Consider the following 26,302-nt stretch of genomic DNA (forward strand, 5'->3'; position numbering starts at 1 on the left):
ATGGCGAGAACGCTTTCCCACACTCCTCCCCCGTCGGCCCCGCAGCACGGCCTCGTGCCCGATCTGGTGGCCTCCCTCCCGCTCGCCGGGAAGGTGGGCCAGGTCAACCAGCGTCTGAAGGGCTGGGAGGCGGTGCGCTGGGTGGACGAGGCGCCGCAGGTCACCGACGTGCTGCGCGCGGAGGTGGACCGCTTCGGCGGGATCGGCGCGCTGTACGGGGTGCTGCGCGCGGATCCGTGGTCCGCGGTGCGCTGGGGCGCCGGCATCCCGCCCGAGCGCAGCGCCGAGGCGTACGCGGCGGTGCAGGACCACGTGACCCGGTACGGCGACGGCCTGCCGGTGCTGTTCGTCGAGGAGGCGCCGCACGGGCTGATGGCCCTCGGCGGCACCACGCTGCCGGTGAACCTCGCCCTCGGCGCCGGGATGGACGCGGGCCTCACCCGCGAGCTCGGCGAGGCGGTCGCCGCGGAGGCCCGGGAGCGCGGCACCCATCTGCTGCTGGTCTCCGGCCTGGACGTGCTGCGCGATCCGCGCTGGGGCCGGGCCGAGGAGTGCTTCAGCGAGGATCCGGCGCTCGCGGCGATGCTGGTCGAGGCGACCGTGCAGGGCATGCAGGGCGCGGGCGCCGGGGAGCGGATCGATGCACAGCATGTGGCCGTGGTGGCCAAGCACCTCGCCGGCCAGGGCGCCGGGATCGGCGGGCGCAACGGCTCCGGCGCTCCGCTCGGGCCGCGCGAGCTCGGCGAGATCCATCTGCGGCCCGCGTTCGCGGCGGCGCGCGCCGGGGTCGCCGGGTTCATGTCCGCCTACAACGACCTCGACGGGGTGCCCTGCACCGGCAGCCGCGAGCTGCTCACCGGCACCCTGCGGGAGGCGTGGGGCTGGGAGGGGATCGTGATGTCCGACGGCGGGGCGATCGACCGCCTCACCCTCGCCACCGGCGGCCGGCTCGAGGACGCCGCGGCGCTCGCCCTGCACGCCGGCGTGGACCTCAGCCTGTGGGACCAGTCCTACACCCGCCTCGAGCAGGCGCTCGAGGAGGGGCTGGTCGAGAAGGCGGCGCTCGATTCCGCGGTGGGCCGGGTGCTCGCGCTCAAGGAACGCCTCGGTCTGCTCGGAGCGGCCGACGGGGAGGACCCGGGCGCCACCCCGCCGGAGCCCGAGCCCTGGCCCTCGACCCGCGCCCGGGCGACGGCGGTGCTCGCCGAGCGCGCCGCCGCGCAGTCCGTGGTCGTGCTGGAGGACGGCGGGCTGCTGCCCCTGACCGTCGCCACGGTGGCGGCCGTCGGCCCGAACGCCGACGACCTCGACGCGCAGCTGGGCGACTACACCCCGCCGCGCCCGCCGCAGGAGCCGGGCGCCTGGACGGTACGCGCGGCGCTGGCCGAGCGTCTCGGCGAGGAGGCCGTGCCGCATGCGCGTGGCAGCGATCTGCGCACCCCGCTGGGCCCGGAGGCGCTCGCGGCGGTGACGGCGGCGGCGCAGCGGGCGGAGGTGACCGTGGTGGTGCTGGGCGGCACCAGCCGGCGCTCCTACGAGGACGAGTTCGCGGACAACGGCGCGGCCGACGGTCCCGCCTCGGACACCACCAACGGCGAGGGCGTGGACCTCGCCGCCGTGGCCCTGCCCGCGGCGCAGCTGGACGTGGTGCGGGCGGCGCGCGACGCCGGCCGACCGGTGATCGCGGTGGTCGTCGACGGCCGTCCCCGCGTGCTCGCCGAGCTGGACGAGCTCGCGGACGCCGTGCTGCTGGTGCCCTTCCCCGGCCCGTCCGGCGGTCGTGCCGTCGTCGAGGCGCTGTTCGGCGCGGGCGTGCACGGGCTGCTGCCCGCCACGCTCCCGGCGGCCGACAGGGTCCAGCCCGTCTCCCATGACCAGCGGCTCGAGACGGCGCGCGGCTACATCGACCAGCGCGAGGTGCGCGGGGCGCTGCTCGGCGCGGGGCTGCCTGCCCGGGTGCGGGCCACGGTGCTCGAGGCAGAGGTCGACGTGCGGGTGGCGGACCTCGAGGACGGGACGTCGGCGACGGTCACCGTGCGCGTCGAGAACGACGGGACGGGCACGGTGTCGGTGCCGGTGGTGCTGTACGGGCGGCGGCACGAGCCGGGTCTCCTGCCGCGGGCCCGCACGGTGCTCGCGGCGCGACGGGCCGAGGTGCCGCCGGGCGGCGCCGAGGTGGAGCTCATGCTCGGCCTGGACGCGCTGGGCTCCTGGGCGAGTGGGGCGCCGCGTGCGGTGCCGGCCCGGATCCAGGTGTGGGCAGAGCCTGTGCTCGATCCGCCGGAGGGGGCGGCGAGCGTGCGCGTGACCGTGTGAGCTGGCGACCCGAGGGTCACCGCAGCGCGGAGCTGACCAATTCGTAGAGCCGGCGGTGCGCCGGGCGTCGGCCGGCGTGGGCCGTCGCGGCCGCGGGGTCCGGTGCGGTGGCCTCGCCTCCCTGTGCGGCGAGCGGGGCGATCCCGTGCTCGAGCCCAAGAGCCTCGGCGCCGGTGAGCGCGGCGCCGAGCAGGGTCGCGTCGGTGCCGTCGGTGTGCTGCACCGGGCGGCCGGTGACGTCGGCGAGGATCCGTCGCCAGGGTGCGGAGGCCGCTCCCCCGCCGACCACCGGCAGCACCTGGCCGGTCTCGGCGGGATCGAGCGCGTGGGAGAGGGCGAGGGCGATGCCCTCGAGCGTCGCGGCATAGAGGTCGATCGGGCCGGTGGCGGCGTCGAGTCCCAGCACCGCGCCGCGCAGGGCGTCGTCCCGCACGGGGAACCGCTCCCCGCCGAGCGAGGGCAGGACGAGCAGTCCCGTCGGCCCGCGGCCGTGCTCCCGCTCGCGGTCCTCGAGGAGCGCATCGGCGGCCTCCTCGTCGGCGCCCGCGAGGTAGGTGCGGCGGGCCCAGGCGGCCGCTGCACCGGCGGCGAGGACCGCGGAGATGTGCAGCTCGGCGCCGCCGCCGAGGGCGAGGCGGTGCGAGGCCCCGACGGGGGCGGACCCGGGGAGGGCAGGGCGCACCTGCGCGATCCAGCCGCTGGTGCCGAGGGAGGCGTGGGCCTGCCCGGGGGCGAGGCCGGTGATGCCCGCGGCGGCGGCGCCGGCATCCCCGGGCGCGAGCACGATCGGCACTCCGGCGGGCAGTCCCACCAGGTCACGCGCGTCCTCGCCGGTGCGGCCCACGACCTCGCCTGCTTCGCGGGTCAGGTGCGGCAGGAGCTCCGGGGTGATCCCGGCGGCGCGGGCCACCGACGGCGACCAGTCGCGGGTGCGGGCATCGAGCAGACCGGTGGCCGACGCGGTGGTGAGGTCGCAGTGCAGCCCGGCGCCGAGCAGGTGGGCGAGGTGCCCAGCGGGCCCGAACACGAGCCCTCGGGTGCGCCGGGCGGCCTCCGGCTCGCGGGCGACGAGACGGCGGAACATCGCGGCGCAGCTGCTGGCGTCCTGCAGGCTCCCGGCGATCGCGTCCCAGTCCTCGCCGTCCCGGGCGAGCGCCTCGCGGATCGCGGCGGCCTCGGCCCCGGCGCGGAGGTCGGTGTAGAGCACGGCGGGGCGCACCGCGCCGGGCTCGCCCTCGAGCACCAGGTCCTGCATCTGGCCGGTGAGGCAGAGCGCGGCGATCTCCTCGTCGGCCGGCAGCACGGCGGTGACCGCATCGCGAGCGGCGCGGACCCAGTCGGCCGGGTCCTGCTCGGCACCTCCGTCCGGGGTGCGGGAGGTGGAGTACCCGGCGCTCGCGGTGGCGAGGGTGCGACCGGCCCGGTCGATCAGCGCCGCCTTCGCGGAGGAGGTGCCGAGGTCGAGAGCGAGGAGGCCGGGCATGAGGGACAGCGTATGCGGGCCGGAGGATCCGGGCCGGCGAGTGCTCGAGGGAGCGCCGGTCAGTACCCCGCCGCGCGGTCCACCACGTTGTGCAGCTGCTCGCCGCGGACCCGTCGGTCCACGTTCTCGAGCATGATCGCTCGGCCCCTGGCGGCCGTCCCCGCGGTGGTCGCGGCGTTGTGCGGGGTGACGATCGCGTTCGGCGCCTCCCACAGCGGACTGTCGGGGGGCAGGGGCTCCACCGCGTGCGCGTCGATCCCGGCGCCGCCGAGGTGCCCGGAGCGCAGGGCGTCCACCAGGGCGGACTCGTCCACGATCCCGCCCCGGGAGATCACCACGATGCAGGCCCCCGGGGGCAGGAGCGCGATCTGCTCGGCGCCGATCATGCCCGCGGTCTCGACGGTGAGCGGGGCGGTGACGACCAGCATGTCGCTGGTGCGCAGCAGCTCGCGGAGCCCGTCGTCGCCGTGGACGATCCTGACCTCGCCGTCGTGCGCGGCGCTGCCCCGCCGCCGCAGAGCGGTGACCTCCATGTGGCAGGCCAGCGCCTTGCGGGCGAGGTCCTCGCCGCTGTTGCCGTAGCCGAGGATCCCGAGCCGGGCGCCGGCGAGCTCGCCGTGGGTGCGCCGCTCCCAGTCGTGGCGCTCCTGCGCGCGGGCCCAGCGCGGGGCGTCCCGGCTGAGCATCAGCATCAGCATCAGGGCGTGCTCGGCGAGCGGGATCGCCCCGTTGCCGGCGGCGGAGGTCAGGATGACGTGCTCGGGCAGCACGCCGGGCCGCAGCCAGCCGTCGACCCCGGCGGCGGTGCTGTGCACCCAGCGCATGGCCGGGTAGCGGGTGAGGTCCTCCGCGGGCGAGGCGCCGAGGAGCGCGGTGACGGACGAGCGGTCGCTGTGCTCCTCGAGGGCGATCACGGTGCTGTCCCCGGCGGCCTTCTGGACGGCGGCGAGGTCCGAGCGGGCGCCGCCCAGGAGCCCGATCACCTCTTCCCCGCCGCTCACTTCAGCCCCGTCGTGGCGATGCCTCGGATGAGGTGCTTCTGTGCGAAGGCGAAGAACAGCAGCAGCGGAATGAGGGAGAGCACCGACATGGCCATGAGCGTGCCGGTGCCCTGGTTCGACTCGGAGTCGACCAGTGCGTTGAGCGCGATCGGCACCGTGAACACCGAGGAGTCGGTGAGGTAGATCAGCTGGCCGAAGAAGTCGTTCCAGGTCCAGATGAAGGTGAAGATCGCGGTGGTGATGAGCGCCGGCTTCATGAGCGGCAGGATGATGCTGCGGAACACCCGGAACGGACCGGCGCCGTCGATCGCCGCGGCCTCGTCGAGCTGGCGAGGGATCCCGCGGATGAACTGCACCATGAGGAAGATGAAGAACGCGTCGGTGGCGAGGAACTTCGGCAGGATCAGCGGCACGAAGGTGTTCACCAGGCCCAGGTTCGAGAACACGATGTACTGCGGGATCACCACGGCGTGCATCGGCAGCATCACCGTGACCAGCACGATCGCGAAGTAGATGTTCCGGGCCCGGAACTCGAGACGTGCCAGGGCGAAGGCGGTCAGCGAGCAGGACAGCAGGTTGCCGAGGATCGCGCTGGCGGCGATCACCACCGAGTTGCCGAAGAACGCCCAGAAGGGGAACCCGCCCACCACCCAGCCGTTGACGAAGTTCTCCAGGGTGACCTCGGTGGGGATGATCCCGGGATCGGTGAGCACCAGGTGGGAGGGCTTGAACGCGCTGACCGCCATCCAGATCAGCGGGTAGAGCATGAACAGCCCGAACAGGACCAGGGCGGCGTGGCGCAGGATCGCGCCGCGTGCCCTGGTGCGCCGGATCGAGGGGGCGCGGCCGGGTGCGGCGACGGCACGGGCCGGGTCGAGGGTGGAGGTCGACATATCAGTCTCCGTAGAAGACCCAGTACTTGGACAGGGTGAAGTGGAGGGCGGTGATCACGGCGATGGCCAGCAGCAGCACCCAGGCGAGGGCGGAGGCGTACCCCATGTCGAAGTTCACGAACGCCTGCTGGTAGATGTACAGCGTGTAGAAGAGCGTGGAGTCGATGGGGCCGCCGGTGCCGCCGCTGATCACGTGGGCCTGCGTGAAGGCCTGGAACGAGCCGATGGTCTGCAGGATCAGGTTGAAGAACACGATCGGGGTGAGCAACGGGATCGTGATGTGGCGGAACATGCGCAGCTGCGAGGCGCCGTCCACGCGGGCCGCCTCGTAGAGCTCCTCGGGGATCTGCCGCAGGCCCGCCAGGAAGATGACCATCGGCGAGCCGAAGGTCCACACGTTGAGGATGATCAGCGTCCACAGCGCGCTGTCCGGGTTCTGCAGCCAGTTCGTGCCCTGCACGCCGATCAGCTCGAGCGCCTGGTTGACCAGGCCGTTCTGGCCGAAGATCTGCTTCCACAGCACGGCCACGGCCACCGAGGTGCCCAGCAGCGAGGGCAGGTAGTAGGCGCTGCGGTAGATCGACAGCCCGCGCAGCCCGCGGTCCAGGATCAGGGCGAGCAGCAGGGCGAAGGCGAGCTGCAGCGGCACCGAGACCAGCACGTACAGCGAGGTCACGCGGGTCGAGGACCAGAACCGCTGGTCCCCCAGCATCCGTTCGAAGTTGTCCAGGCCCACGAAGGTGGGGCTGGACATGATGTTGTAGTCGGTGAAGGAGAGGTAGAGCGAGGCCAGCATCGGGGCGGCGGTGACCAGCACCAGGCCGATCAGCCAGGGCGACATGAAGGCGTGCGCCGCCAGCTCCTGGGAGCGGCGGGCGCGCCGGCGCGGTGGGGAGGGGCCGACGGCGGCGGGCTCCGCCGGGCGCTCCTCGGCGCCGAGGGTCGTGGTCATCCCTTCCCTCCGGAGGCGCGCTCGATGCCCGTGGAGATCTCCTCGATCATGGCCTGGGAGGCCTCGGGGATCGTCGCGTTGCCGTTGGTGACGTTCTCCAGGGCGCGGGTCATGACGTCGCGCCAGGTGCTGGAGCCCGGGGGCGCCTCGAAGCGGGCGGTGCGGTCGGCCTCGCGGTCCTCGGCGACCACCTCGAGCATCGCCGTCTCGACCGGGGAGGCGAACTCGGTGTACTCCTCGGCGACGCGCGGGTTGACCGGGGCGCCCATGGTCAGGCCCACGGTCTTGAGCATCTCGACGTCACCGGTGGTGAAGTTGAAGACCTCGCCGGCGAGCTCGGCGTTCGCATCGCTCGCCTTCGCGTAGATCGCCTGGCGGGGGAAGTAGAGGAACTGGTGGCCGTCGGGGGCCGACGGGTCGACCGGCAGGTGCGAGAGGGCGAAGTCGTAGTCCGGGAACATCGTGGAGTCATCGACGATGTGGTTGGAGTTGCTGAACCAGGCCAGGCAGCGGTCGCCCACGTCCTCCCAGCTCGCGCCCACGCCGTCCTGCTCGCCGATGCTCGGAGTCGCTCCGGCCTGGCGGAGGTCCTCCCACCAGGCGATCCAGCTCTCCAGGCCCTCCTGGGTGTAGCCGATGCGCCCCTCCTCGTTCCACAGCTCCTCGCCGTGCTGGCGCAGCCAGCCCTCGAAGCAGAGGTCCGCGTCGGCGGCGTAGGCGACGGCCCAGCGGTCCTCGTTCTGGGTGGCGTACTCCTTGGCGAACTCGGCGAAGCCGTCCCAGTCCCAGCTCTCGGGCCAGTCCAGGCCGTCCTCCTCCACGAAGGTGGCGTTGTAGCGCACCACCGGCACGAAGATGCCGAAGGGCATCGTGTTGTGCTCGCCGTCCAGCAGGAAGTCCTGGATGTCGCCGTCGGAGTAGTCCGAGAGGTCCAGGCTCTCGACGCCCTCGAGCGGACGATAGAGCCCGTTGGAGTAGTAGGTCATGACCTGCGGCGAGGGGACCCAGAAGATGTCGGCGACGTTCCCGGCCGCCATCTGGGTGGTCATGCGCTCCTGGAACGCGGAGTACTCGGCGAACTCGACCTTGAGGGCGAGCTCCTCGTTCTGCTCCGCCATCAGGTCGAAGGCCTTCTGGTAGTTCGTCTGGCGCACGTTGTTGCCCCAGAAGGCGTAGCGCAGGCCGCCGTCGGCTCCGCCGGAACCACCGCCGGCCACTCCGCCGCAGGCGGCGAGAGCGCCGACCCCGACCGCTGCTCCTGCACCCTGGATGAGACCTCGTCGGCTCAGGTGACGCATTGCTGTGCTCCCGTCGTTGGAAGGAACGGAGGGCCTCGTAGCCCCGCGTGGAACAATCCTCACCACTGTAAGATTGTCTGTCAAGATTACTTGCCTATTTGTTATCTATAATCTGGGGCCTGCAGACGCCTGCGTCGGCACGGGTCACGGACGGACGGAGAGGACCTCGAAGACCTCGATCGCGGGGACCTGCACGTGCAGCACGCCCTCCGCCCAGGACCAGTCCGGATCCTGCTGGGCGACCAGGGCGCGCACACGGCCCGGCTTGTCCGGGCAGGGGATCTCGAGCGCCGATGGGGCCGTCGGGGCGGGATCCACGAATCGCTGCGGCCGTTCGCCGCTGCGGTTCAGGAGGTGGATCAGCGGGCCGCCGGCCCCGTGGCCGGGCACGATGCGGACATGCCCCGGCAGATCGGTGGCCCAGCCCAGGTGCGCGCCGCCGATCTCCGCGACCAGGGCGGCGAGCGCGCTGCCCACCGCGGAGGCGCCGACCTCGCGCAGCACGAGGCCGGGCAGCCAGGGGATCACGGCGATCGCGCCGCCGCCGTCGAAGCTCCAGCTCACCCGGCCGGGATGGCCGGTGACCTCGTTGCCGTAGCACTTCTCCGGCGGGCCGTAGAGGGCGCGGCCCAGCACCGGCCAGCCGCCCTGTCCGTCGGCACCGTCGGCTATCGGGCTGGAGAGGGCCAGGGCCCGGAACTCCCCGAGGGCCGGGACGTGCACCGGACCGGCAGGAACCGGGGCGAGGGAGGCTGCGAGGTCCACGTGCAGGGAGCGCAGGGACTCCTCGGTCTCGAACACTGCGCTCTGGCGCAGGAGCGCGCCGTCGGGGTCGAGCTGGTGGACGCCGTCGGCCCAGGCTGTGCTGCCGGTGGTGATCACGGTGCCGCCCGCCTCCGCGAAGGCGCGCACGGCGGCGAGCGCCTCTCCCGACAGCTCGCCGAGGTGGGGCAGGATCACGAGGTCGAAGCGGTCGCGGCTGAGGGCGGCGAGGGCCGGGGGCCGCAGCACGGAGGCCGGGATGTGCGCCTCGGAGAGCGCGGCGTGCCAGCCCTCGAACTCGGCGCGGGCGCGGGCTCCGCCCGTCGGCCGCACCAGGGCGGTGCGGGCGGTCGGGACGAGCCCGGTGTACTCCTCATGGTGGTCACGGTGGAAGCGGCTGATGCGGGCGCTCGCGGTCAGGCCCGGGAACGGGCTGTCCTGCGGGGTGCCCATGAGGTAGGTGGAGGGCTGGGCGCCGTGGGCGATGGACTGGACGGCGTACTGCTCGAGGTGGCGGGGGTCCTCGCCGGCCCAGCGGTAGGGCATGTCCACGAAGGCGACGGCGTTGACGAACACGGGCCGGGACGGGTCCTCGGAGCGGGCGGCGTCCACGGCGTCGGCGGTGGCCTGGTGCCACAGCTCGCGGCCGACGGCGTTGTTGGCCTCGTGGAAGGTGATGTCCGCGCGGTCGCCCTGGATGAGGGCGGCCTGCGGGGCGAGGCGCCGCACGTGGGCCTGCATGCGGTGATGGAGGTCGGTGAGGACCTCGTCGGAGTGCTGCGTCCAGCGGGCGTAGCCCGGATCGTCGGGGCCGGCGGGCAGCGGCGTGCCCGGGGCGGCGGCCGCGAAGCCGCGTCGGCACGCCTCGCAGTGGCAGACCCCGCGGTAGCGGCGGCTGTAGTCGACCTCGTTGAAGGACATCCAGTTGAAGAAGAAGCCGGCGATCGGGTACGTCTCCAGCACCTCGGCGACGATGTCGAACATCTCCCGCTGGTAGTACTCACCGCTGGGGCACACGCTGCGGTACCCGTTGTAGATCTGCGGCTCCCCCTCGGGCGAGACGAAGCACCACTCGGGGTGACGCTCCGCCCGGGCGGCGTCGATCTTGGAGAAGTCCATGCGGGCCAGCACCCGGATGCCGCGGGCCTGCGCGGCGGCGGTGGCATCGCCGACGAGGTCCCCGGAGGGGCGCTGGGCGAGGTGGGGATTCACCGTCTGGGAGGCGAGGCGGCTGGGGTGGTTGGCGAGGATGCCGCCCACGCTGAGCAGCCAGGTGTCGGCGCCGTGGGCCTCGATCGCGTCCAGCACCGCCTCGACGTCGAGGCCGGCGTCGGTCTCGCGCAGGTTGGTCTGGAGGGTGCGGAAGGGAGCATGCCACCAGGGGGCGTCCGGCGCGGCCGTCATCGGGCCTCCTCGGTGAGGAGCCGGAACAGGGCCGAGTGGTCGAGCTCCTGGAGCTGGCGGGCGATCGCCTCGTCCATCTGGGCCGCGACCGTCTCGAGGGCGGGCAGGGCGAGGCCGCGGTGCGCGGCGGAGTCCTGGGCGAGGCGCAGGTCCTTGCGGTGCAGGCGGAGGCGGAAGCCGGGGTCGAAGGCTCGCTCCGCCATGCGCCGGCCGTGGAGCTCGAGGATGCGGGAGGTGGCGAAGCCGCCGTCGAGGGCGGCGCGCACCTGCTCGGGGTCCAGGCCCGAGGCTTCGGCGAGGGCGAGCCCCTCGGCGACCGCCTCGATGGTGAGGCCCACGATGACCTGGTTGACCACCTTGGCGGCCTGGCCGGCACCGGCGGGTCCGAGGTGGGTGATGCGGCCGCCCAGGATCTCCAGCAGCGGCATCGCACGGGCGACGGCCTCCTGTTCGCCGCCGACGAAGACGGTCAGGATCCCCTCCTGGGCGCCCACCTCCCCGCCGGAGACGGGGGCGTCGACGAACTGGCCGCCCGCGGCGGCGACATCCTGGGCGATCTGCTCGGTCGCGACCGGGGAGATCGAGCTCATGTCGAGCACGAGCGCGTCCTCGGCGAGCGCGCCGAGCACGCCGTCCTCGCCGTGGAGCACGGCCTCGACGTCGGGGGTGTCGGGGAGCATGAGCAGGACGACCTCGGCGCCCTCGGTCGCGGCGGCCGGGGTGGGGGCGAGGGTCGCCCCCGCCTCGACGAGGGCCTGCGAGCGGGCGTTCTCGCGGTGGATGCGCAGCTCGTGGCCGGCGTCCAGCAGGTTCCGGGCCATGGGGGCGCCCATGACGCCCAGGCCGATGACGGCGATCCTCATGCTTCTCCTCCGTGCTGCGCCGCGGGGGCGCCGGTCGGTGTCCAGGTCACGTGGACGACCTCGAGGTCGTCGATCCTGTCCAGGGGGATGTGGAGCCGACCCTCGCGCACCTCGGCGGTGGCGGGGGCCCCGGCGATGACGAGCCGGGCGCTCGCGAGCTCGCCGCCGTCGGGGACGGCGAGCACGACCTCCTGGTCGTGCAGGGGCATGGCGTCGTGGCGCTGGCCGCGCATGGCCATGGGGTCGGTGAGGTTCACGACGGTCACGGCGAGCTCTCCCGGCGCCTCGCGCACGGCGAGGTCGACGAGGCCCTGCCCGGTGACCTGCACCCGGGCGGGCTGCTCACCGCGGGCCCAGCGGACGGCGGCGGCGATCAGGCGGCCGTGGTCGGACTGCAGCGAGCGCCAGAACACCTCGCCGAGGTCGAAGGCGATGTACGCGGTACGCCCGCCCCCGGGATGCTCGCGCGTGACCACGGCGGGCAGGGCTGCGCCGGGGCGGGGGTAGACCTCCTCCATGGGGAGGTCGGGGTAGTCGGGGACGAAGCGGAAGGCGATCTCGGCGCCGGGGAGCGTGCCGATGTCCAGCACTTGGGCTCCGGCGAGGATGCGCTGGGCGCCGTCGTAGCCGTCGGTGAGCGGGTGCGGTCGCTCGAGGGTCATGTACTTGTTCTTCAGCGGTCCGCGGAGCCCGCCGGCGAGCCGAACCCCCTGCAGGTCGCCGAGGGCGAGCCGCGGCCCGTCGGGCCCCGTGGTGAGCCCGGCGTCGAAGGCGGTGACGAGGCCGCCGCCGCGCTCCACGTAGGCCTCGATCGTGGTGACCGTGGCAGGGTCGAGGTCCGCGCCGGTGGGGATGACCAGCACCGAGATGCCGGCGAGGCGGTCCGGGGCGAGGGCCTCCTCGGCGATGTACTCGAAGGGGATGCGGGCCTCGACGAGGGCCTGGTAGACGCCGTCCTCATGGGCACCTCCCCCGTGGCCGTGACCGAAGGGGGTCGAGGCGGTGCGGTCCACGCAGTCCAGCAGCGCCACGTCGGCGGTGTGGCGCAGGTGGCCGGTCTCCTCCTCGACGCGGGCGTGGAGCTGGAACGCCTCCGCGAGCGGCGCGACCCAGCGGTCGTCGAAGCACTCCGCCTTGAACTTGGTGAACCAGGGCAGGGCGCCCTGGGCGAAGCCGTCGACCACGAGGCCGCGGGTCTCGTGGGGGTCGGCGACGGAGTCCTTCCAGCGCAGCTCGTGGTCCTCGGGGCCGACGGAGGTGATCAGGGCGACGGGTCGATCCGGGTACAGGCCGCGGGCGCGCTTGCCGATCCGTCCCGGGGTCCAGGACGGCTCGATGTCGGAGCGCCCCTGCTTGTCGACGAAGAACATCGGGTAGCGGTCCTCGACGAGGTCCCGGTCGAGGTCGCGGGTGAGCGCCGCACCGCGGTTGGGGAGGAAGCGCACGTGGGGCTTGATCGCGCGGACGGCGTCATCCCAGTGCACCACCAGCTCGCTGAGCCGTCGGCGGCGCCAGGCGGTGAAGACGGGCCAGGCGGGGTCGTGCGGGTCGGTCTCGTCGGGCAGGTCCAGCCCCGCCTCGGCCTGGAAGGCGGCGCGGGTATGGGGGTTGTAGCTGACCCGTCGGCGGCCCTCCCAGCGGTTGGCGAAGACGGCGTCGATGTCGTACTCGCGCACGATCTCCTCGGCGATGCGGGTGGTGAAGTCCCAGTGGGAGGAGCTCATGGGATCGGTCCACCACAGCCCGGGCATCGACTCGTGCTCGACGGGGGTGCCGTCGGGGCCGTGGTCGAGCCACTCGGGATGCGCCGTCGCGGCGTCGGTGTGGACGGCGTGCGGGTCCACGCGGGCCATGACGTGCATGCCCAGGCGTCGTGCCTGCTCGACGATCTCCCCGAAGGAGTCCCGGTCCCCCAGCTGCTCGCTGCGGTAGTGGAAGGGGATCTGCGTGGGATAGAAGGCCATGTAGCCGCCGGCGCTGAGGCAGATCGCGTTGGACCGCGTGCGCTTCATGACGTCCACCCAGAAGTCGACGTCGAGCGCCGGCGGATCGTCCTCGGTGAAGGTGAGCTGGGTCCAGCGGGTCGCGCCCAGGAACCAGTCGGGGCTGCGGGGGCCGGCCGACGGGGCCAGCAGGGTGTCGTCGATCGTCACTGATCTCCTCCCAGAGATGAATTGTCATACATGCTGACATGTCTAGCGTCATGTGACAAGATGCCGCCATGGACTCTCATGGATTCAGCTGGCACGGATACCCGGTGAGTGCGAACGTCTCGCTCCTGTTCACCGAGGTGCCCTATCTCGACCGCTTCGCAGCCGCCGCCGCAGCGGGCTTCACCGCGGTGGAGACCTGGTGGCCGTTCCCCACGGCCGCCCCGTCGGACGCCGAGATCGACGGCCTGCTGACGGCGATCGACGCGGCCGGAGTCTCCCTGACCGGCATGAACGTGTTCGCCGGGGACATGGCGGGCGGCGAGCGCGGCATCGCCTGCCTGCCGGAGCGCGCCTCCGAGCTCGAGGACTCGCTCGTGGCGCTGCACCGGATCGCCGAGCGCACCGGTGCCCGCGGCTTCAACCTGCTGCATGGCCAGGTGCCCGACGGGGCGGGCGTCCCGGCGCGGGCGACCGCGGTGCGCTCGCTCCGCCGGGCCGCGGAGGCGCTCTCGGACCTCCCGGGCACGCCCGGCGTGGTGCTTGTGGAGCCGCTGGCCCGAGGGCTGAACGGGGCGTATCCGCTGGAGACCGCGTCAGACGCCCTGGACCTGATCGACGAGGCGGGCTCGGAGGGTCTCGCCCTGCTCCTGGACACGTTCCACCTGGCCAGGAACGGGGAGGACCTGCCCGCGGTGATCTCCCGATGGGCGGGGCGCATCGGCCACGTGCAGCTCGCCGACGCCCCGGATCGCGGCGAGCCGGGCTCGGGCACGGTCGATCTCGACGCGGTCGGATCGGCGCTGCGGGAGGCGGGCTATGCGGGCACGGTCGCCGCGGAGTACATGCCCACCGGGGAGACGCGGAGCACGCTGGAATGGCTTTCGAGCGCGGAGTCCGCCACGCCGCTGGCATGATGTCAGTCCGGGCTACATGTTCGACATGTTGCTCGCAGACGGTGTCGCCAGGGCTGGCGGCTGGACGGAAGGAGCTGCCGTGGCGATCGCGACAGGCCAGTACAAGCTCGGTCCCGCTTCGCTGACGGAGGCGCTGTTCGCCTCCCTGCGCGAGCGGATCATCAACGGCGACATCGCCCCGGGCGAGAAGGTCACCGAGCAGCGCGTGGCGGACGAGTACGGAGTGGCCCGGCCCACCGCGAAGGCCTGCCTCGAGCGCCTCACCTCCCTGGGCCTGCTGCGCCGCACCGCGCACCGCTCCGCCTCCGTGCCATTGCTGGACGCCGCGGAGATCGACGACCTGTTCTTCAGCCGGCAGACCTTCGAATCCGCCGCCGCCGCACACCTCGCCCGGGCGAAGGACCTCACCGAGGAGATCACCACGGCGCAGGAGGCGATGCGCCATGCCGTGGAGCGCGGGGACTTCCGCGGCCAGGTGCAGCACGACATCGACTTCCACTGGGCGCTCGTGAACGGGGTGCGCAGCGATCGGCTGGCCCGCATGTACGAGATCATCGCCGGCGAGATCCACCTGACGATGGGCCAGTTCGCCGCCCATCGCCGCACCTCCCCCACCACGGTGGTGGGCGAGCACGAGGAGATCATGGACGCGATCCGCGAGGGCGACGTGGAGGCTGCGGAAGCGGCGCTCGCGGAGCACCTGGGGCGGGCGCACGAGCGGGTGACGGCGCAGATCACCGCCGGCTGAGCCGCGGACCGTGGGGCCGGGTCAGCTCTTCGTCGGCTCCTCCCGCAGCAGCGTGTGCAGCGCCGGCCCCCGGGTCGCCGCCACCGGCTTCGGGGGCTTGTCCTCCCCCTGGCTCCTGTACTTCACCTCGGGCCGGGTGGGCCAGCGGCGGGTGAGGGTGTTGCGCATCGGCCGCCCGAGCACACAGGAGGCCGCGGTGAGGGCGAGGGCCAGCACCAGCAGCAGGATCGCCGCCGTGACGGTGCCCCATCCCAGCGGAACATACGCGGCGAACTGCACCTCGGCGTCGTCGTAGAGCGAGGCGACGTCCTCCATCCGCCCGGAGCCGAGGGCGATGAGCGCGGGCCCCAGCAGGGCGGCGGTGCCCGCGAGCCCCGCGGCGAGGAGCGCGACCAGCGGGGTGCGGCGCTCGGTGTGCCGCTGCAGCAGGGAGTCCTCGGGCCGCGGGGAGTGCGGATCCTCGAGCGCCGCCTCCAGCTGGGAGCGCTCGATCCTGTTCGCCACCACCTCGACCACGAGCCCGACCACGCCGAGCACGACGGCAAGGGCGATGCCGACGGCGAAGATCGCGAAGCCGGAGACGATGAGCGTCTCCACGAGCGAGGAGTCGTAGGAGGTCTCATGGCACTCCTGCCCGGCGGTCCCGGGGACTGCGCTGCAGCGCAGGCCGAGCGCCGGGAGCAGGATCAGGAACGACAGGCTGAGGAGGACCAGCGCGGCGCCGTCGAGGCCTCCCGCGATCCTGCGCAGGCGCCGGGAGCCGGGGGCGGCGGCGCGCTCACGTCGCCCGTCGTCGGCGCCCCCGTTGTCGGCGCCCTCGCCGCCCGCGTCGTTCTTCCTGCGGCGGCGGGGCGACCTGCCGCCGGAGACCCCGCGGGCGCGCCTCCAGGCGCGAGCCTCCATGTCCTGGTGCCAGTGCGTCGCGATCACTGCGTTGCGGGCCGTGTGCCCTCGTCGGTACGCGCGCTGCCCGAGCAGCCCCGCGACGGCGGCGATGCCGACGACCAGCGAGATCGCGAACCCGATCGGCACGTAGTCGTCGATGTGCCCCTCGGTGAACGGCATGACCACCATGGTCACCACGCCGAGCCCGGCCATCACGAGGACGAAGAACAGGACTCCGAACAGGCGGGACAGCGGCGGCTCGACCACCACCCGCACCTGGTACGGATGCGGGACGGCCTGCACGGGGGCGCCGCGCTCGGCGGCGCGGCGGATCGCGCGGATCGTGGCGACGTCCGCGATGTCCCCGCTGAGCGCCCACAGCACCGCGGCGGTCGGGGTGACCGTCAGCAGCGGCACCATCGAGGCGCGCGCGAGCTGGTCGAACATGTCCGCGAGGGGCCCCGAGGAGCTCTCGACGACCAGGCCCACCCCGATGATCAGCACGAATGTCACGCCGAGACCGATCAGCAGCCCGATGAGCACACCGGAGACGGTGCGCAGCACCTCCCCCACCCCGCCGATCGGGTACTCCTCCCAGTACGGCTCCTGGTCATGATCTCCACTGCCCGAGTTCATGCCGAGAACCTACAGGGGGCGGGGCGGGATGTGCGGTTCCGGTGCCAGCGACCTCAACACGTAACGATTCGCGGAAAGCGTTGACCAGAACATCGGACCTATGCAACTCTGGCCGCACTCCTCAGAGAAGAGGTGCACGGGAGGGGGCTCGCACCCCGGCCCACCGAGCCGGCCACCGTCAGCCGTCATCGTCGATCGACGGAGGCCCGCGCTCGGGCAGCGACACTCTGACGTCCTGCAGTCCACATCCCGTCAGGAGCTCTCATGACCCCTCACGATTCCGCGACGCATCACGATCAGACGTCCTTCGGCCAGATCCCTGATCAGACGTCCTTCGGCCAGATCCCTCCCGAGATCGGTCGGCGCGGCGTCGGCCGCCGCGGCCTGCTGCTGGGCCTCGGAACGCTGCCCGCCGCGCTGGCGCTGGCGAACTGCACCGGCGGCACCGGCGGAGGCACCGGCGACGTGGAGACCGTCGAGTACGAGCAGGGCTCCTCAGCACTGAAGGTCGAGCTGGGGCCGGAGCTCGAGGGGGTGCCGTATCCGGAGGGCTATGTGGGCCCCCGCGCCCGTGAGCTCGAGCCCTTCGGCGACGGCTCCACCGCGTTCACGGTGCTGACCCGCAGCGAGGCCAAGCTGAAGCTCGCCACCAACGAGCACTCGCAGTACCTCGAGGAGAAGACGGGCGTCCGCGTCGAGTACTCCACCGTCCCCCAGGGCGAGGAGGGCGCACCCAAGGTCAATGCCATCATCTCCAGCGGCGACCTCCCGGACGCGTTCATGCTGGGGCCGGAGTGGATGGGCGGATTCACGAAGGCACAGCTCTATGCCTACGGCGAGCAGGGTCTCTTCCAGCCGCTGGACAAGCTCATCGACGAGTACGCGCCGGAGCTGCAGCAGCTCTTCGAGCAGAACCCGGACCTCCGCGCCGCGTGGACCGCACCGAACGGGGCGATGTACGCGATCCCGGCCGTGAACCAGTGCTACCACTGCGCCTCCTCGGACACCCGCACCTGGGTGCATGCCCCGTCGCTGGAGGCGGCCGGCTGGTCCGAGCATCCCAAGACCCTCGACGAGTTCGAGCAGATGCTGCGCGACATGAAGGAGAAGGATCCCGAGATCCGCCCCATCAGCGGCACCTCCACGATGCCGCCCTTCGGCCTGATCGCCGCGGCCTTCATGGACTTCGGCATCCAGCGCATCCGTCGCGACGGCAAGACCATCGTCTACACGCCGCTGGACGACTCGTTCCGCAAGGTGCTCGAGGTGGTCGCCCGCCTCACGGCCGATGGACTGATCGACCGCAACACCTTCACGCAGAACGAGGACCAGCTCAAGCGCCTCACGATGAACAAGGGCAAGTCCCTGGTGGGCGTCACCCAGGCGCCGCACCACTGGGCGATCGCGGACATCGACTTCGGGAACGGGAACGACCGCTGGACGGAGTTCGTGCCGCTGACGCCCTTCGCCGGGCCCGATGGGCAGGCGCCGATCGTGCCCTGGAACGAGTCCCACGGTGACGCCGTCGGCCTGGTCATCTCGAGCACCTGCGAGGATCCCACCACCCTCGTGCGCTGGGCGGACGCCCAGCTGGGGCTGTTGCCCTCGCTCGAGCGCGGGCTGGGCACCCAGGGCCTGTACTGGGACTGGGCCGATGGCAAGCAGCTCGGCATCGACGGGCGTGCAGCGCTGTACGCGAAGCTCCCCGAGGAGGAGAACAAGCCCGACAACGTCTCCTGGCCCGAGTTCAGCCCGCACAACTCGAGCCTCGATGTGCGTCATGGCGAGGCCGTCAACGAGGACACCTCGATCGAGCCGGCGCTGTTCCGCGCCGGGCAGCTCTACGAGCCCTTCCGCTCCCCCCTCGAGAGCGTCTATGCGAGCCCGTTCTTCTCCACCGAGCAGTCCGCGGAGATCGGTGAGCTGCGCACCAACCTCGACACCACCTACGCCCAGCTCACCACGCAGATGGCGATGGGCGACCTCGATCCGACCGATGACTCCCACTGGGAGCAGTACGTCGCGGCGTTCACCAACGCCGGAGTCGAGCGCTACCTCGAGGTGCTCACGGAAGCCGACGCCGCACGCAGCTGAGCGGCCCGGTCCTGCCGGACGGACGCCGCCCCGGCCCCGAAAGGGACCGGGGCGGCGTCCAGTGCCCTCGACGCCCGCACGTAACGATTCGCGGGAATCGTTGACCGGAACATCGGACCTATGCCACTCTTGCGGCACTCCTCAGAGAAGAGGTGCACGGGAGGGGGTTCGCGCCCCGGCCCACCGAGGCGACCTCCGTCAGCCGTCATCGTCGATCGACGGGGCCCACTCTCGGGCAGCGACCCTCTGACGTCCTGCAGTCCACATCCCGTCAGGAGCTCTCATGTCCTCCCATGAATTCGCGATGCACCACGATCAGACGTCTCCCGGCCAGGTCCCTCCCGAGATCGGCCGGCGCGGCGTCCGCCGCCGCAGCCTGCTGCTGGGCCTGGGGACGCTGCCGGCCGCGCTGGCGCTGGCGAACTGCTCCGGCGGGTCCGGCGGTGGCGCCGGCGGCGTGGAGACGGTCGAGTACGAGCAGGGCTCCTCGTCGCTGAAGGTCGAGCTGGGACCGGAGCTCGAGGGGGTGCCGTATCCCGAGGGCTACGTGGGCCCCCGAGCACGCGAGATCGAGCCCTTCGGCGACGGCTCCACCGCGTTCACAGTGCTCACCCGCAGCGATACCGGCATGAAGCTCGCCACCAACGGCCATTCGAAGTACCTCGAGGAGCAGACGGGAGTCCACGTCGAGTACTCCACCGTCCCCCAGGGCGATGAGGGCACGCCGAAGGTCAACGCCATCATCTCCAGCGGTGACCTCCCGGACGCGTTCATGCTGGGCCCCGAGTGGATGGGCGGGTTCACCAAGGCCCAGCTCTATGCCTACGGCGAGCAGGGTCTCTTCCAGCCGCTGGACAAGCTCATCGACGAGTACGCGCCGGAGCTGCAGCAGGCCTTCGAGGAGAACCCGGACCTCCGCGCCGCGTGGACCGCGCCGAACGGGGCGATGTACGCGATCCCGGCGGTGAACCAGTGCTATCACTGCAACTCGTCGGACACGCGGACCTGGGTGAACACCGCCACGATGAAGGCGGCCGGCTGGTCCGAGCACCCCAAGACCCTCGACGAGTTCGAGCAGATGCTGCGGGACATGAAGGCATCGGATCCCGACCTGCTGCCGATGAGCGGCGACTCCTCGGTCCTCCCGTTCGGCCTGATCGCGGCCTCGTTCATGAACTTCGGCATCCAGCGCATCCGCCGAGACGGCAAGACCATCGTCTACACGCCGCTGGATGAGCAGTTCCGCAAGGTGCTCGAGGTGGTCGCCCGCTTCACCGCCGACGGGCTGATCGACCGGAACGCCTTCACGCAGACCAACGAACAGCTGAAGCGGCTGACGATGAACAAGGAGAAGTCCCGCGTGGGCGTCCTCCAGATGGGCAACCAGTGGGGGGTCGCAGACATCGACTTCGGCAACGGCAACGAGCGGTGGCGCGAGTTCGTCGCGCTGAGCGCCTTCGCCGGGCCCGAGGGCCAGAAGCCCATCATCCCCTGGGACGAGGGGCACAGCGATGCCGTGGGCCTGGTCATCTCGAGCACGTGCGAAGATCCCGCGACCATGGTGCGCTGGGCAGACGTGCAGCTGGGACTCCTGACCACCCTCCAGCGCGCCAGGGGGAACCTGGGTGAGCAGTGGGACTGGGCCGACGCGAAGCAGGTCGGGATCGACGGCCGTCCGGCGCTGTACACCATGCTCCCGGAGGACGGGGAGGGGCCCGAGAACCAGACGTGGCCCGAGTTCAGTCCCTACAACCTGAGCCTCGATGTGCGTCACGGCGAGGCCGTGAACGAGAAGACGTCTGTGGAGCCCGAGCTGTTCCGGTCCGGGAAGCTCTACGAGCCGTATCGCTCCCCGATCGAGAGCCTGTACCTGAATCCGTTCTTCTCCACCGAGCAGTCCGCGGAGATCGGCGAGCTGCGCACCAACCTCGACACCACCTACGCCCAGCTCACCACGCAGATGGCGATGGGCGACCTCGATCCGACCGACGACTCCCACTGGGAGCAGTACGTCGCGGCGTTCACCAACGCCGGGGTCGAGCGCTACCTCGAGGTGCTCACGGAGGCCGACGCGGCACGCAGCTGAGCGGCCCGAACGCACCGAACGAGCGCCGCCCCGGTCCAATCCAGGACCGGGGCGGCGCTCGTCGTGCGCGGCGGGATCAGCCGTGCAGGTGGTCGGTGCGCTCGGGCACCACCTCGGGCTCGAGGTGGATCTTCACGACCGGGCCGATCGGGGAGTCGGCGGCGGGGCCGACGGTGACCTCCAGCGCGTTCTCGGTGCGCTCCACGCCGAGCGGTTCGCCGCCGCCGAGGAGCGAGACGGAGCGGATCTCCTGCGGGAGCAGCCGCAGGCCGGTGCCGAAGGAGCGGATGCGCAGCACGCCGTCCTCCGGGTGGGCGAGCGCGATCGCGTAGACGTAGTCGCCGGTGACGTCGTGGCGGGTGGTGAAGCGGAAGTCGGCGGCGGTGTGGTGCACCTCGGCGCCGTCCACGAAGGAGCCGGCCTGCGAGCGGGTGGGACCCTCCTCGGCGACGATCCACGGGCGGGTCCCGAAGATCGACTGCCCGTTCTCGGTGAGCCAGGCGCCGATGCTCTCGAGCATCTCCTGCTCCTCGGAGGCGATCGTGCCGTCGGGCTTGGGGCCGATGTTCAGCAGCAGGTTGCCGTTCTTGGAGACGGTGTCCGCCAGCTCGATGATCAGCTCGCCGAGGGACTTGTACTCGTGGCCCTCCACCCAGCACCAGGAGGAGCGGGAGACGGAGGTGTCGTTCTGCCAGGGCACGGGGCGGATCCCGCCCATGGTGCCGCGCTCGATGTCGTAGACGGCGCTGCCCTCGGCGAAGGCCTCCCACTTGTAGTTGATGACCACCTCGCGCCCCCACTCGGCGGCGCGGTTGTAGTAGTAGGCGGCGAGACGGCGCAGGGACGGCTCGAAGGCGGGCTGCTCGATCCACCAGTCGAACCAGAGCACCTGGGGCCGGTAGCGGTCGATGATCTCGACGGTGCGCAGCAGCCAGTCCTCGAGGTGGCGCTCGTTCGGGGCGGTCTCCTCGCGCTGCGCGGGGCCGTAGAAGTCCTGGTAGGCGGGGTCCAGCACGTCGGAGTCGAAGCGGGCGCCGCCGTTCATGAAGAACCAGTGCTCGGCGCGGTGGGAGGAGGCGCCGCGGGTGATCGAGGCGTCGTCCGAGGCGGCCAGCAGCTCCCCCATCACGTCCCGGCGCGGGCCCATCTGGGCGGCGTTCCAGCGCGTGCGGTCGCTCTGATACATGGCGAAGCCGTCGTGGTGCTCGGCGACGGGCACCACGAATTGGGCGCCGGCGCGGCGGAACAGCGCGGCCCAGGCGGCGGGGTCGTAGTCCTCCATGGTGAAGGAGGGGATGAAGTCCTTGTAGCCGAACTCGGAGTGGGGCCCGTAGGTCTCCAGGTGGTGGGCGTGCTCGCGGCTGCCCTCGAGGTACATGGTGCGCGAGTACCACTCGCTGCTGAAGGCGGGCACCGAGTAGACGCCCCAGTGCAGGAAGATCCCGAACTTCGCGTCCGCGTACCAGCGGGGCACCTCGTAGTCGCGCAGCGAGTCCCAGTCCGCGCTGAACGGGCCCTGCTCGATCACGGCGTCCACCTCCGCGAGGGCGGCGGTGTTGTCGGAGACGTCGACCGCGGGCGGGAGGGAGTCGGGGTCGAGCCGGGGAAGGCCGTGCGGTGCGGTCATGGGTCCTCTTCCGTGGAGGTCGGTGCGTCAGTGCACTGCGCTCGACGGCGCTGCCGGGCCGACGAGGGCGCTCGCGCGCGGGGCGAATCGTTTCGCGGGTTTTACCGTAGGATCGCCGGAGGTGCTCGTCAAGCCCCACGGAGCAAGGGAGATCCGATGACCTCGTACAAGGACATCCGGGCCGAGACGGGCCTGGCCCTCTCGACGATCTCGAAGCACTTCAACGGCCTCCCCATCCGGCCGGAGAACCGTGCGGCGATCGAGGCGGCCGCGGCCCGCCTGGACTACCGGCCCAACGTGCTCGCCTCCGGTCTGCGCTCGCAGCGCTCGCGCACCGTGGGCGTGCTGCTGCCCGTGCTCGACAACGGCTTCCACCTCGCGCTGATCGCGGGGGTCGAGGCGGCGCTGCGCCCGGCCGGGCTGAGCGTGATCGTCTCCTCGAGCCCGGACGCCGCCGTCGGGGCGGCGGAGCTGCTGCGCACCCGGCAGGTGGACGGCATCATCGCCGTCGCCTCGCCGCACGATCTGGAGGCGCTGCGGCGCGCGGCGCAGGAGATACCGGTGGTGCTCATCGACTGGGAGGCGGATGTCCCCGGCAGCGACGGCGTCTACCTCGACAACCGCGAGGCCGGCCGGATCGCGGCCCGCCATCTGCTGGACCACGGCCATCGGGCCCTGGCGGTGGTGGGCGGGGACCGCAGCATCTCCACCACGAACGACCGCACCGAGGGCTTCCTCGTCGAGGCGGCGGGCGCCGGGGCGGAGCTGGCCCCGGAGCTGGTGACCAGCGGCCCGCTCACGATCGAGCAGGGTCGGCGCGCGATGGGCGAGATCCTGCTGCAGCGTCGGCGGCCAACGGCGGTGTTCTCCTCGAACTACGAGCTGACCCTCGGGGCCGTGATCGCGATGAACGACTCGGGTCTGCGGATCGGGGAGGACATCTCGCTGGTGGGCTTCGACGCGACGGATCTGGCGCGCGCCACCCAGCCCACGCTCACCCTCATCGAGCAGCCGGAGCACGAGATCGCGGCCCAGGCCGCCGCGCGGATCCGGGCGCGCCTCGAAGGCGGTCCGAGCTCGCGCCCGGAGCGGGTGGTGCTCGCGCCGCGCCTGGTCACGGGTGGTTCGGTGCGTCGGCGGTAGTCCTCTGCGGGGTCTCGGCGGGCGCAACCCTCATGGTGCGGGCACCTCTGGACAGCGCTATCCCGGCGTCCTATGCTCGCCTCCACCCCGCAGTTCCTACGGTCAACGACGAACGAAGGATCCTCCATGCACACCCTGCACCAGCACCCCGCGCCCTCCGCCTTCCGCGCGGCCCCTGCGCCGCTCACGTGCCGCACCTCCCCCGCCCCCGGCAGCTCCGGGATCTGGCTGCGCGCCGCGGGCGCCGGCAGCCGCCCCCGCTCCCAGCGCGGGTTCCACCGCCGCACGGTGCTCGCCGGCGGGCTCGCCTCCTCGCTGCTGCTGGCGGCCTGCGGGCCCTCCGCCGGCGGGGCCTCGACCTCGAACGAGGTCAGCTTCACCTTCTGGGGTCCGAGCTTCTACCAGGAGTTCACCGCCGAGATGGTGGAGGCGTTCCATGCCGCGAAGCCCGAGGTCGAGGTGGCGCTGCAGCCCTCGGAGTGGGACGGCTACTGGGACCGGCTCGCCACGCAGGTCGCCGGCGGCACTCCCCCGGACGTCATCAACATGGACGGCAAGTTCATCGCCGAGTACTCCGGCCGCGGCGTGCTCGCCGACCTCGAGTCCCTGCCGGGCCTGGACCTCTCCGGGATCGACGGCGCGGATCTGGACGCGGGCCGGGTGGACGGCGTGCTCACCGGCCTCTCCACCGGCTCGAACGCCTGGGTGGTGGTCGTGAACCCGGCTCTGTTCGAGAAGGCCGGGGTGGAGATGCCCGATGACACCACCTGGACCTGGGACGACTTCCGCGACATCGCCCAGCGCATCGCCGACTCCGGGGTCGCCACCGGCGTGAGCGGCGGCGCGAGCTACGCGGACCTGACGATCTTCCTGCGCCAGAAGGGCGAGGACCTCTGGGCGGCCGACGGGATGGGCTGCGCCGCCGAGTCCCTGGCCGAGTGGTACCAGCTCTACCTCGACCTGCAGGAGTCCGGGGCCACCCTCGGGGCCGACGCCGCCGTCGAGGACGGCTCCGTCACGATCGAGCAGACGGCGTTCTCCACCGGGCGCTCCGCGATGAGCTGGACGTGGACGAACCAGCTGCAGTCCGTGCGCGACGCCGCCGGCACGCAGGACATCGTCATGCTGCGCCCGCCGTCCTTCGCGGGCAGCGCGAGCGAGAACGGGCTGTTCAAGAAGGCGACGATGTACTGGTCGATCGCGAAGGCGTCGAAGAATGCCGAGAAGGCCGCCGCGCTCGTGGACTTCCTGGTGAGCGACCCCGGCGCCCAGAAGATCCAGCTGCTGAACCGCGGCGTCCCCTCGAGCGCCGCGGCGATCGAGGCGATGGGCGATGCCCTGACCGACACCGATCAGGAGGTGGTCGAGTTCCTCACCGCGATCACCCCCGAGCTGGGCTCCGCGCCGGCCGTGCAGCCCATGGGCACCGCCGACTCGCAGGACACCTTCACCCGCCTGCTCTCCGACGTGCGCTTCAAGCGGGTGACCCCGGCCGAGGCGGCGGAGCAGACGCTCACCGAGGTGAACGGGATGGTCACCGGGTGAGGTGAGGGGGCGCGCACGGTACGGTCGATCACCATGTGGCTCCTCCCCGCTCTGCTGGCCGTCGGCGTCGTGCTCGGATTCCTCGTTCGGCTCGCCACGCGTCCGATCCGCACGCTGGTGAACACGGTACGCGTGCTGCTGTTCCTGCTCGGCGTGCTCCTGGTGGCCACCTACTTCCTGGTCGGCTCGGAGGTTCCCGCGGAGAGCAGGCAGGAGCTCCTCCCCTACATCGTCGCGGTGTTCGGCGCCTGGGCGCTCACCTTCCTCATCCCGGGCGTGATCGGACTCCTTCTGAGGTCACGGGACCGCGAATAGCGGAGCACCCCCGGCCCTGCCCGCGCAGCAGTTCACGCCGCGTTCACTGCCGGTCGCCTCGCGCGTCATGCAGGTCCGATGGAATGGGCGACCCGTTACGAGTCCCCTCCCCACCCCTCCTGGAGCGCATCATGGCAGCCCTGTCCCGTCGTCGTCTTCTCACCTCCGCCCTCGCCGTCGGCCTGGTCGCACCCGCCGGCTCGGCGCTGGCCGCGCCGAACACCTCGAAGGACGCGAAGCTCGTCGAGGGCACCACGTTCCGCCTCACGATCATGCAGACCAACGACCTCCACGGGCACCTGCAGGAAGTGGTCGAGACGGCGGACGGCCGCCTCCACGAGAACAACGTCGCGAAGTACGCGACGCTCATCGACCAGGTGCGCTCCGAGGAGGAGAACGTTCTGGTGGTCGATGGCGGAGACCTGTTCCTGCGCGGCGAGTTCGAGGAGTTCCAGAGCGCCCTGGAGACCGAGATCCTCAAGGAGATCGGCTACGCCGCGACCGTCATCGGCAACAACGACTTCCGCGTGTTCCCCGCCGGCGACGGCACCGCCGAGGACTCCTACGAGCAGCTCAAGGACTACCAGCGCACGCTGAACTTCCCGATCCTCTGCGGCAACGTGGTCTACGAGGACACCGGCAAGCTGCTGCCCTTCGCGAAGGCGTCGATCACGAAGTCCTACTCCGGCGTGAAGGTGGGCCTCATCGGCGTGACCACGATGAAGCCCGAGGTGCGCGAGTGGGAGGACGTCGCCGGCCTGGACTTCATCGACCCGGTCGAGGCGCTCGAGGGCGGTCTGCTCGCCGACGCCTCCTCGAAGAGCCACGTGAACGTGATCCTCAGCCACGCCGGCAACGACGACGACCACCGCATCGCGACGCTCGGCGGCGTCGACGTGGTGCTCGGCGCCGACACCCACAGGATCATCCGCACCCCGGAGACCGAGGTGAACGCCGACGGCGCGGTCGTCCCGATCACGCAGGGCGGCGGCGAGCAGGAGCACTACCTCACCCGCCTCGACCTCGAGTTCACCGTGCAGGGCGGCGAGTACGTGCTCACCACGTTCGACGGCTCCCTCTACGAGGACCTCTCGGACGTCGAGGAGGACCCGAAGGTGGTCGCGATCATCGACAGGTACCGGGCGATGCTCGCGGAGGGGTGACCCGGCCGCGGGGGACGACGG

At 71.9% G+C, this 26,302-nt stretch carries 19 protein-coding genes; 9 read left to right on the forward strand and 10 right to left on the reverse strand.

Going from position 1 to position 26,302, the window contains the following annotated elements:
• Positions 1 to 2,316, forward strand: coding sequence for a glycoside hydrolase family 3 protein (locus tag CFK41_RS14215; RefSeq protein WP_096800262.1), 2,316 nt, complete (start codon positions 1 to 3; stop codon positions 2,314 to 2,316).
• Positions 2,317 to 2,332: 16 nt separating this feature from the next.
• Here the strand turns inward: CFK41_RS14215 and CFK41_RS14220 are convergent, their stop codons facing one another.
• The 8 genes from CFK41_RS14220 to CFK41_RS14255 form a co-directional block, all read right to left on the reverse strand.
• Positions 2,333 to 3,799 (reverse strand): FGGY family carbohydrate kinase, encoded by a 1,467-nt coding sequence (locus CFK41_RS14220; protein ID WP_096800263.1) that lies wholly within the window; start codon positions 3,797 to 3,799, stop codon positions 2,333 to 2,335.
• Positions 3,800 to 3,858: 59 nt separating this feature from the next.
• Positions 3,859 to 4,800, reverse strand: a complete 942-nt coding sequence (locus CFK41_RS14225; RefSeq protein WP_227873093.1) for a D-2-hydroxyacid dehydrogenase — start codon at positions 4,798 to 4,800, stop codon at positions 3,859 to 3,861.
• Complete coding sequence (locus tag CFK41_RS14230; protein WP_096800264.1) at positions 4,797 to 5,693, reverse strand: carbohydrate ABC transporter permease; 897 nt, start codon at positions 5,691 to 5,693, stop codon at positions 4,797 to 4,799. The genes CFK41_RS14225 and CFK41_RS14230 overlap by 4 nt, the downstream gene beginning before the upstream one ends.
• A gap of 1 nt (position 5,694) precedes the next feature.
• On the reverse strand, positions 5,695 to 6,645 hold the full coding sequence (locus CFK41_RS14235; RefSeq protein ID WP_096800265.1) for a carbohydrate ABC transporter permease: 951 nt from the start codon (positions 6,643 to 6,645) through the stop codon (positions 5,695 to 5,697).
• The gene (locus CFK41_RS14240) at positions 6,642 to 7,943 is read right to left on the reverse strand and encodes an ABC transporter substrate-binding protein (protein ID WP_096800266.1); all 1,302 of its coding nucleotides are present in this window, start codon (positions 7,941 to 7,943) and stop codon (positions 6,642 to 6,644) included. The genes CFK41_RS14235 and CFK41_RS14240 overlap by 4 nt, the downstream gene beginning before the upstream one ends.
• Before the next feature lie 144 nt (positions 7,944 to 8,087).
• Positions 8,088 to 10,109 carry an alpha-amylase family protein gene (locus CFK41_RS14245; protein ID WP_096800267.1) on the reverse strand — a complete coding sequence of 674 codons (2,022 nt, stop codon included), beginning with the start codon at positions 10,107 to 10,109 and terminating at the stop codon, positions 8,088 to 8,090.
• Positions 10,106 to 10,972: an NAD(P)-dependent oxidoreductase gene (locus tag CFK41_RS14250; RefSeq protein ID WP_096800268.1), complete on the reverse strand. Its 867-nt coding sequence runs from the start codon at positions 10,970 to 10,972 to the stop codon at positions 10,106 to 10,108. The genes CFK41_RS14245 and CFK41_RS14250 overlap by 4 nt, the downstream gene beginning before the upstream one ends.
• Complete coding sequence (locus tag CFK41_RS14255) at positions 10,969 to 13,125, reverse strand: alpha-amylase family protein (protein WP_096800269.1); 2,157 nt, start codon at positions 13,123 to 13,125, stop codon at positions 10,969 to 10,971. The genes CFK41_RS14250 and CFK41_RS14255 overlap by 4 nt, the downstream gene beginning before the upstream one ends.
• Positions 13,126 to 13,193: 68 nt before the next feature.
• Between CFK41_RS14255 and CFK41_RS14260 the strand changes: the two genes are divergently transcribed.
• Together CFK41_RS14260 and CFK41_RS14265 are read left to right on the forward strand one after the other, a co-directional pair.
• Positions 13,194 to 14,039, forward strand: coding sequence for a hydroxypyruvate isomerase family protein (locus tag CFK41_RS14260; RefSeq protein ID WP_096800270.1), 846 nt, complete (start codon positions 13,194 to 13,196; stop codon positions 14,037 to 14,039).
• Positions 14,040 to 14,118: 79 nt separating this feature from the next.
• Complete coding sequence (locus CFK41_RS14265) at positions 14,119 to 14,787, forward strand: GntR family transcriptional regulator (RefSeq protein WP_227873094.1); 669 nt, start codon at positions 14,119 to 14,121, stop codon at positions 14,785 to 14,787.
• Between the two features lie 21 nt (positions 14,788 to 14,808).
• Here CFK41_RS14265 and CFK41_RS14270 read toward each other — a convergent pair whose 3' ends face one another.
• Positions 14,809 to 16,308, reverse strand: coding sequence for an MFS transporter (locus CFK41_RS14270; RefSeq protein WP_096800271.1), 1,500 nt, complete (start codon positions 16,306 to 16,308; stop codon positions 14,809 to 14,811).
• Between the two features lie 264 nt (positions 16,309 to 16,572).
• Between CFK41_RS14270 and CFK41_RS14275 the strand changes: the two genes are divergently transcribed.
• Together CFK41_RS14275 and CFK41_RS14280 are read left to right on the forward strand one after the other, a co-directional pair.
• On the forward strand, positions 16,573 to 18,402 hold the full coding sequence (locus tag CFK41_RS14275; RefSeq protein ID WP_151904766.1) for an extracellular solute-binding protein: 1,830 nt from the start codon (positions 16,573 to 16,575) through the stop codon (positions 18,400 to 18,402).
• Between the two features lie 283 nt (positions 18,403 to 18,685).
• Entirely contained in the window at positions 18,686 to 20,488 is a 1,803-nt protein-coding gene (locus CFK41_RS14280; RefSeq protein WP_151904767.1) for an extracellular solute-binding protein, read from the forward strand.
• 76 nt (positions 20,489 to 20,564) lie between these two features.
• Here CFK41_RS14280 and CFK41_RS14285 read toward each other — a convergent pair whose 3' ends face one another.
• Entirely contained in the window at positions 20,565 to 22,115 is a 1,551-nt protein-coding gene (locus tag CFK41_RS14285) for an alpha-L-fucosidase (protein ID WP_096800272.1), read from the reverse strand.
• 156 nt (positions 22,116 to 22,271) lie between these two features.
• Between CFK41_RS14285 and CFK41_RS14290 the strand changes: the two genes are divergently transcribed.
• The 4 genes from CFK41_RS14290 (at position 22,272) to CFK41_RS14305 (ending at position 26,281) form a co-directional block, all read left to right on the forward strand.
• Complete coding sequence (locus tag CFK41_RS14290) at positions 22,272 to 23,258, forward strand: LacI family DNA-binding transcriptional regulator (protein WP_096800273.1); 987 nt, start codon at positions 22,272 to 22,274, stop codon at positions 23,256 to 23,258.
• Positions 23,259 to 23,384: 126 nt separating this feature from the next.
• A complete protein-coding gene (locus CFK41_RS14295; RefSeq protein ID WP_169928823.1) occupies positions 23,385 to 24,803 on the forward strand; it encodes an ABC transporter substrate-binding protein in 1,419 nt (472 codons plus the stop codon).
• A 33-nt stretch (positions 24,804 to 24,836) separates the two neighbouring features.
• The gene (locus CFK41_RS14300) at positions 24,837 to 25,118 is read left to right on the forward strand and encodes a hypothetical protein (RefSeq protein WP_096800275.1); all 282 of its coding nucleotides are present in this window, start codon (positions 24,837 to 24,839) and stop codon (positions 25,116 to 25,118) included.
• Positions 25,119 to 25,249: 131 nt separating this feature from the next.
• On the forward strand, positions 25,250 to 26,281 hold the full coding sequence (locus CFK41_RS14305) for a bifunctional metallophosphatase/5'-nucleotidase (protein ID WP_169928824.1): 1,032 nt from the start codon (positions 25,250 to 25,252) through the stop codon (positions 26,279 to 26,281).
• Positions 26,282 to 26,302 lie beyond the last annotated feature (21 nt).

Source organism: Brachybacterium ginsengisoli, from assembly GCF_002407065.1.
Lineage (GTDB): Bacteria > Actinomycetota > Actinomycetes > Actinomycetales > Dermabacteraceae > Brachybacterium > Brachybacterium ginsengisoli.

What these genes read in the sequence shown, in the direction of transcription:
- CFK41_RS14215 (WP_096800262.1), top strand. Translation starts at nt 1, where the DNA reads ATGGCGAGAACGCTTTCCCACACTCCTCCCCCGTCGGCCCCGCAGCAC.
- CFK41_RS14220 (WP_096800263.1), bottom strand. Translation starts at nt 3,799, where the DNA reads ATGCCCGGCCTCCTCGCTCTCGACCTCGGCACCTCCTCCGCGAAGGCG.
- CFK41_RS14230 (WP_096800264.1), bottom strand. Translation starts at nt 5,693, where the DNA reads ATGTCGACCTCCACCCTCGACCCGGCCCGTGCCGTCGCCGCACCCGGC.
- CFK41_RS14235 (WP_096800265.1), bottom strand. Translation starts at nt 6,645, where the DNA reads ATGACCACGACCCTCGGCGCCGAGGAGCGCCCGGCGGAGCCCGCCGCC.
- CFK41_RS14240 (WP_096800266.1), bottom strand. Translation starts at nt 7,943, where the DNA reads ATGCGTCACCTGAGCCGACGAGGTCTCATCCAGGGTGCAGGAGCAGCG.
- CFK41_RS14245 (WP_096800267.1), bottom strand. Translation starts at nt 10,109, where the DNA reads ATGACGGCCGCGCCGGACGCCCCCTGGTGGCATGCTCCCTTCCGCACC.
- CFK41_RS14250 (WP_096800268.1), bottom strand. Translation starts at nt 10,972, where the DNA reads ATGAGGATCGCCGTCATCGGCCTGGGCGTCATGGGCGCCCCCATGGCC.
- CFK41_RS14260 (WP_096800270.1), top strand. Translation starts at nt 13,194, where the DNA reads ATGGACTCTCATGGATTCAGCTGGCACGGATACCCGGTGAGTGCGAAC.
- CFK41_RS14270 (WP_096800271.1), bottom strand. Translation starts at nt 16,308, where the DNA reads ATGAACTCGGGCAGTGGAGATCATGACCAGGAGCCGTACTGGGAGGAG.
- CFK41_RS14275 (WP_151904766.1), top strand. Translation starts at nt 16,573, where the DNA reads ATGACCCCTCACGATTCCGCGACGCATCACGATCAGACGTCCTTCGGC.
- CFK41_RS14280 (WP_151904767.1), top strand. Translation starts at nt 18,686, where the DNA reads ATGTCCTCCCATGAATTCGCGATGCACCACGATCAGACGTCTCCCGGC.
- CFK41_RS14285 (WP_096800272.1), bottom strand. Translation starts at nt 22,115, where the DNA reads ATGACCGCACCGCACGGCCTTCCCCGGCTCGACCCCGACTCCCTCCCG.
- CFK41_RS14290 (WP_096800273.1), top strand. Translation starts at nt 22,272, where the DNA reads ATGACCTCGTACAAGGACATCCGGGCCGAGACGGGCCTGGCCCTCTCG.
- CFK41_RS14295 (WP_169928823.1), top strand. Translation starts at nt 23,385, where the DNA reads ATGCACACCCTGCACCAGCACCCCGCGCCCTCCGCCTTCCGCGCGGCC.
- CFK41_RS14300 (WP_096800275.1), top strand. Translation starts at nt 24,837, where the DNA reads ATGTGGCTCCTCCCCGCTCTGCTGGCCGTCGGCGTCGTGCTCGGATTC.
- CFK41_RS14305 (WP_169928824.1), top strand. Translation starts at nt 25,250, where the DNA reads ATGGCAGCCCTGTCCCGTCGTCGTCTTCTCACCTCCGCCCTCGCCGTC.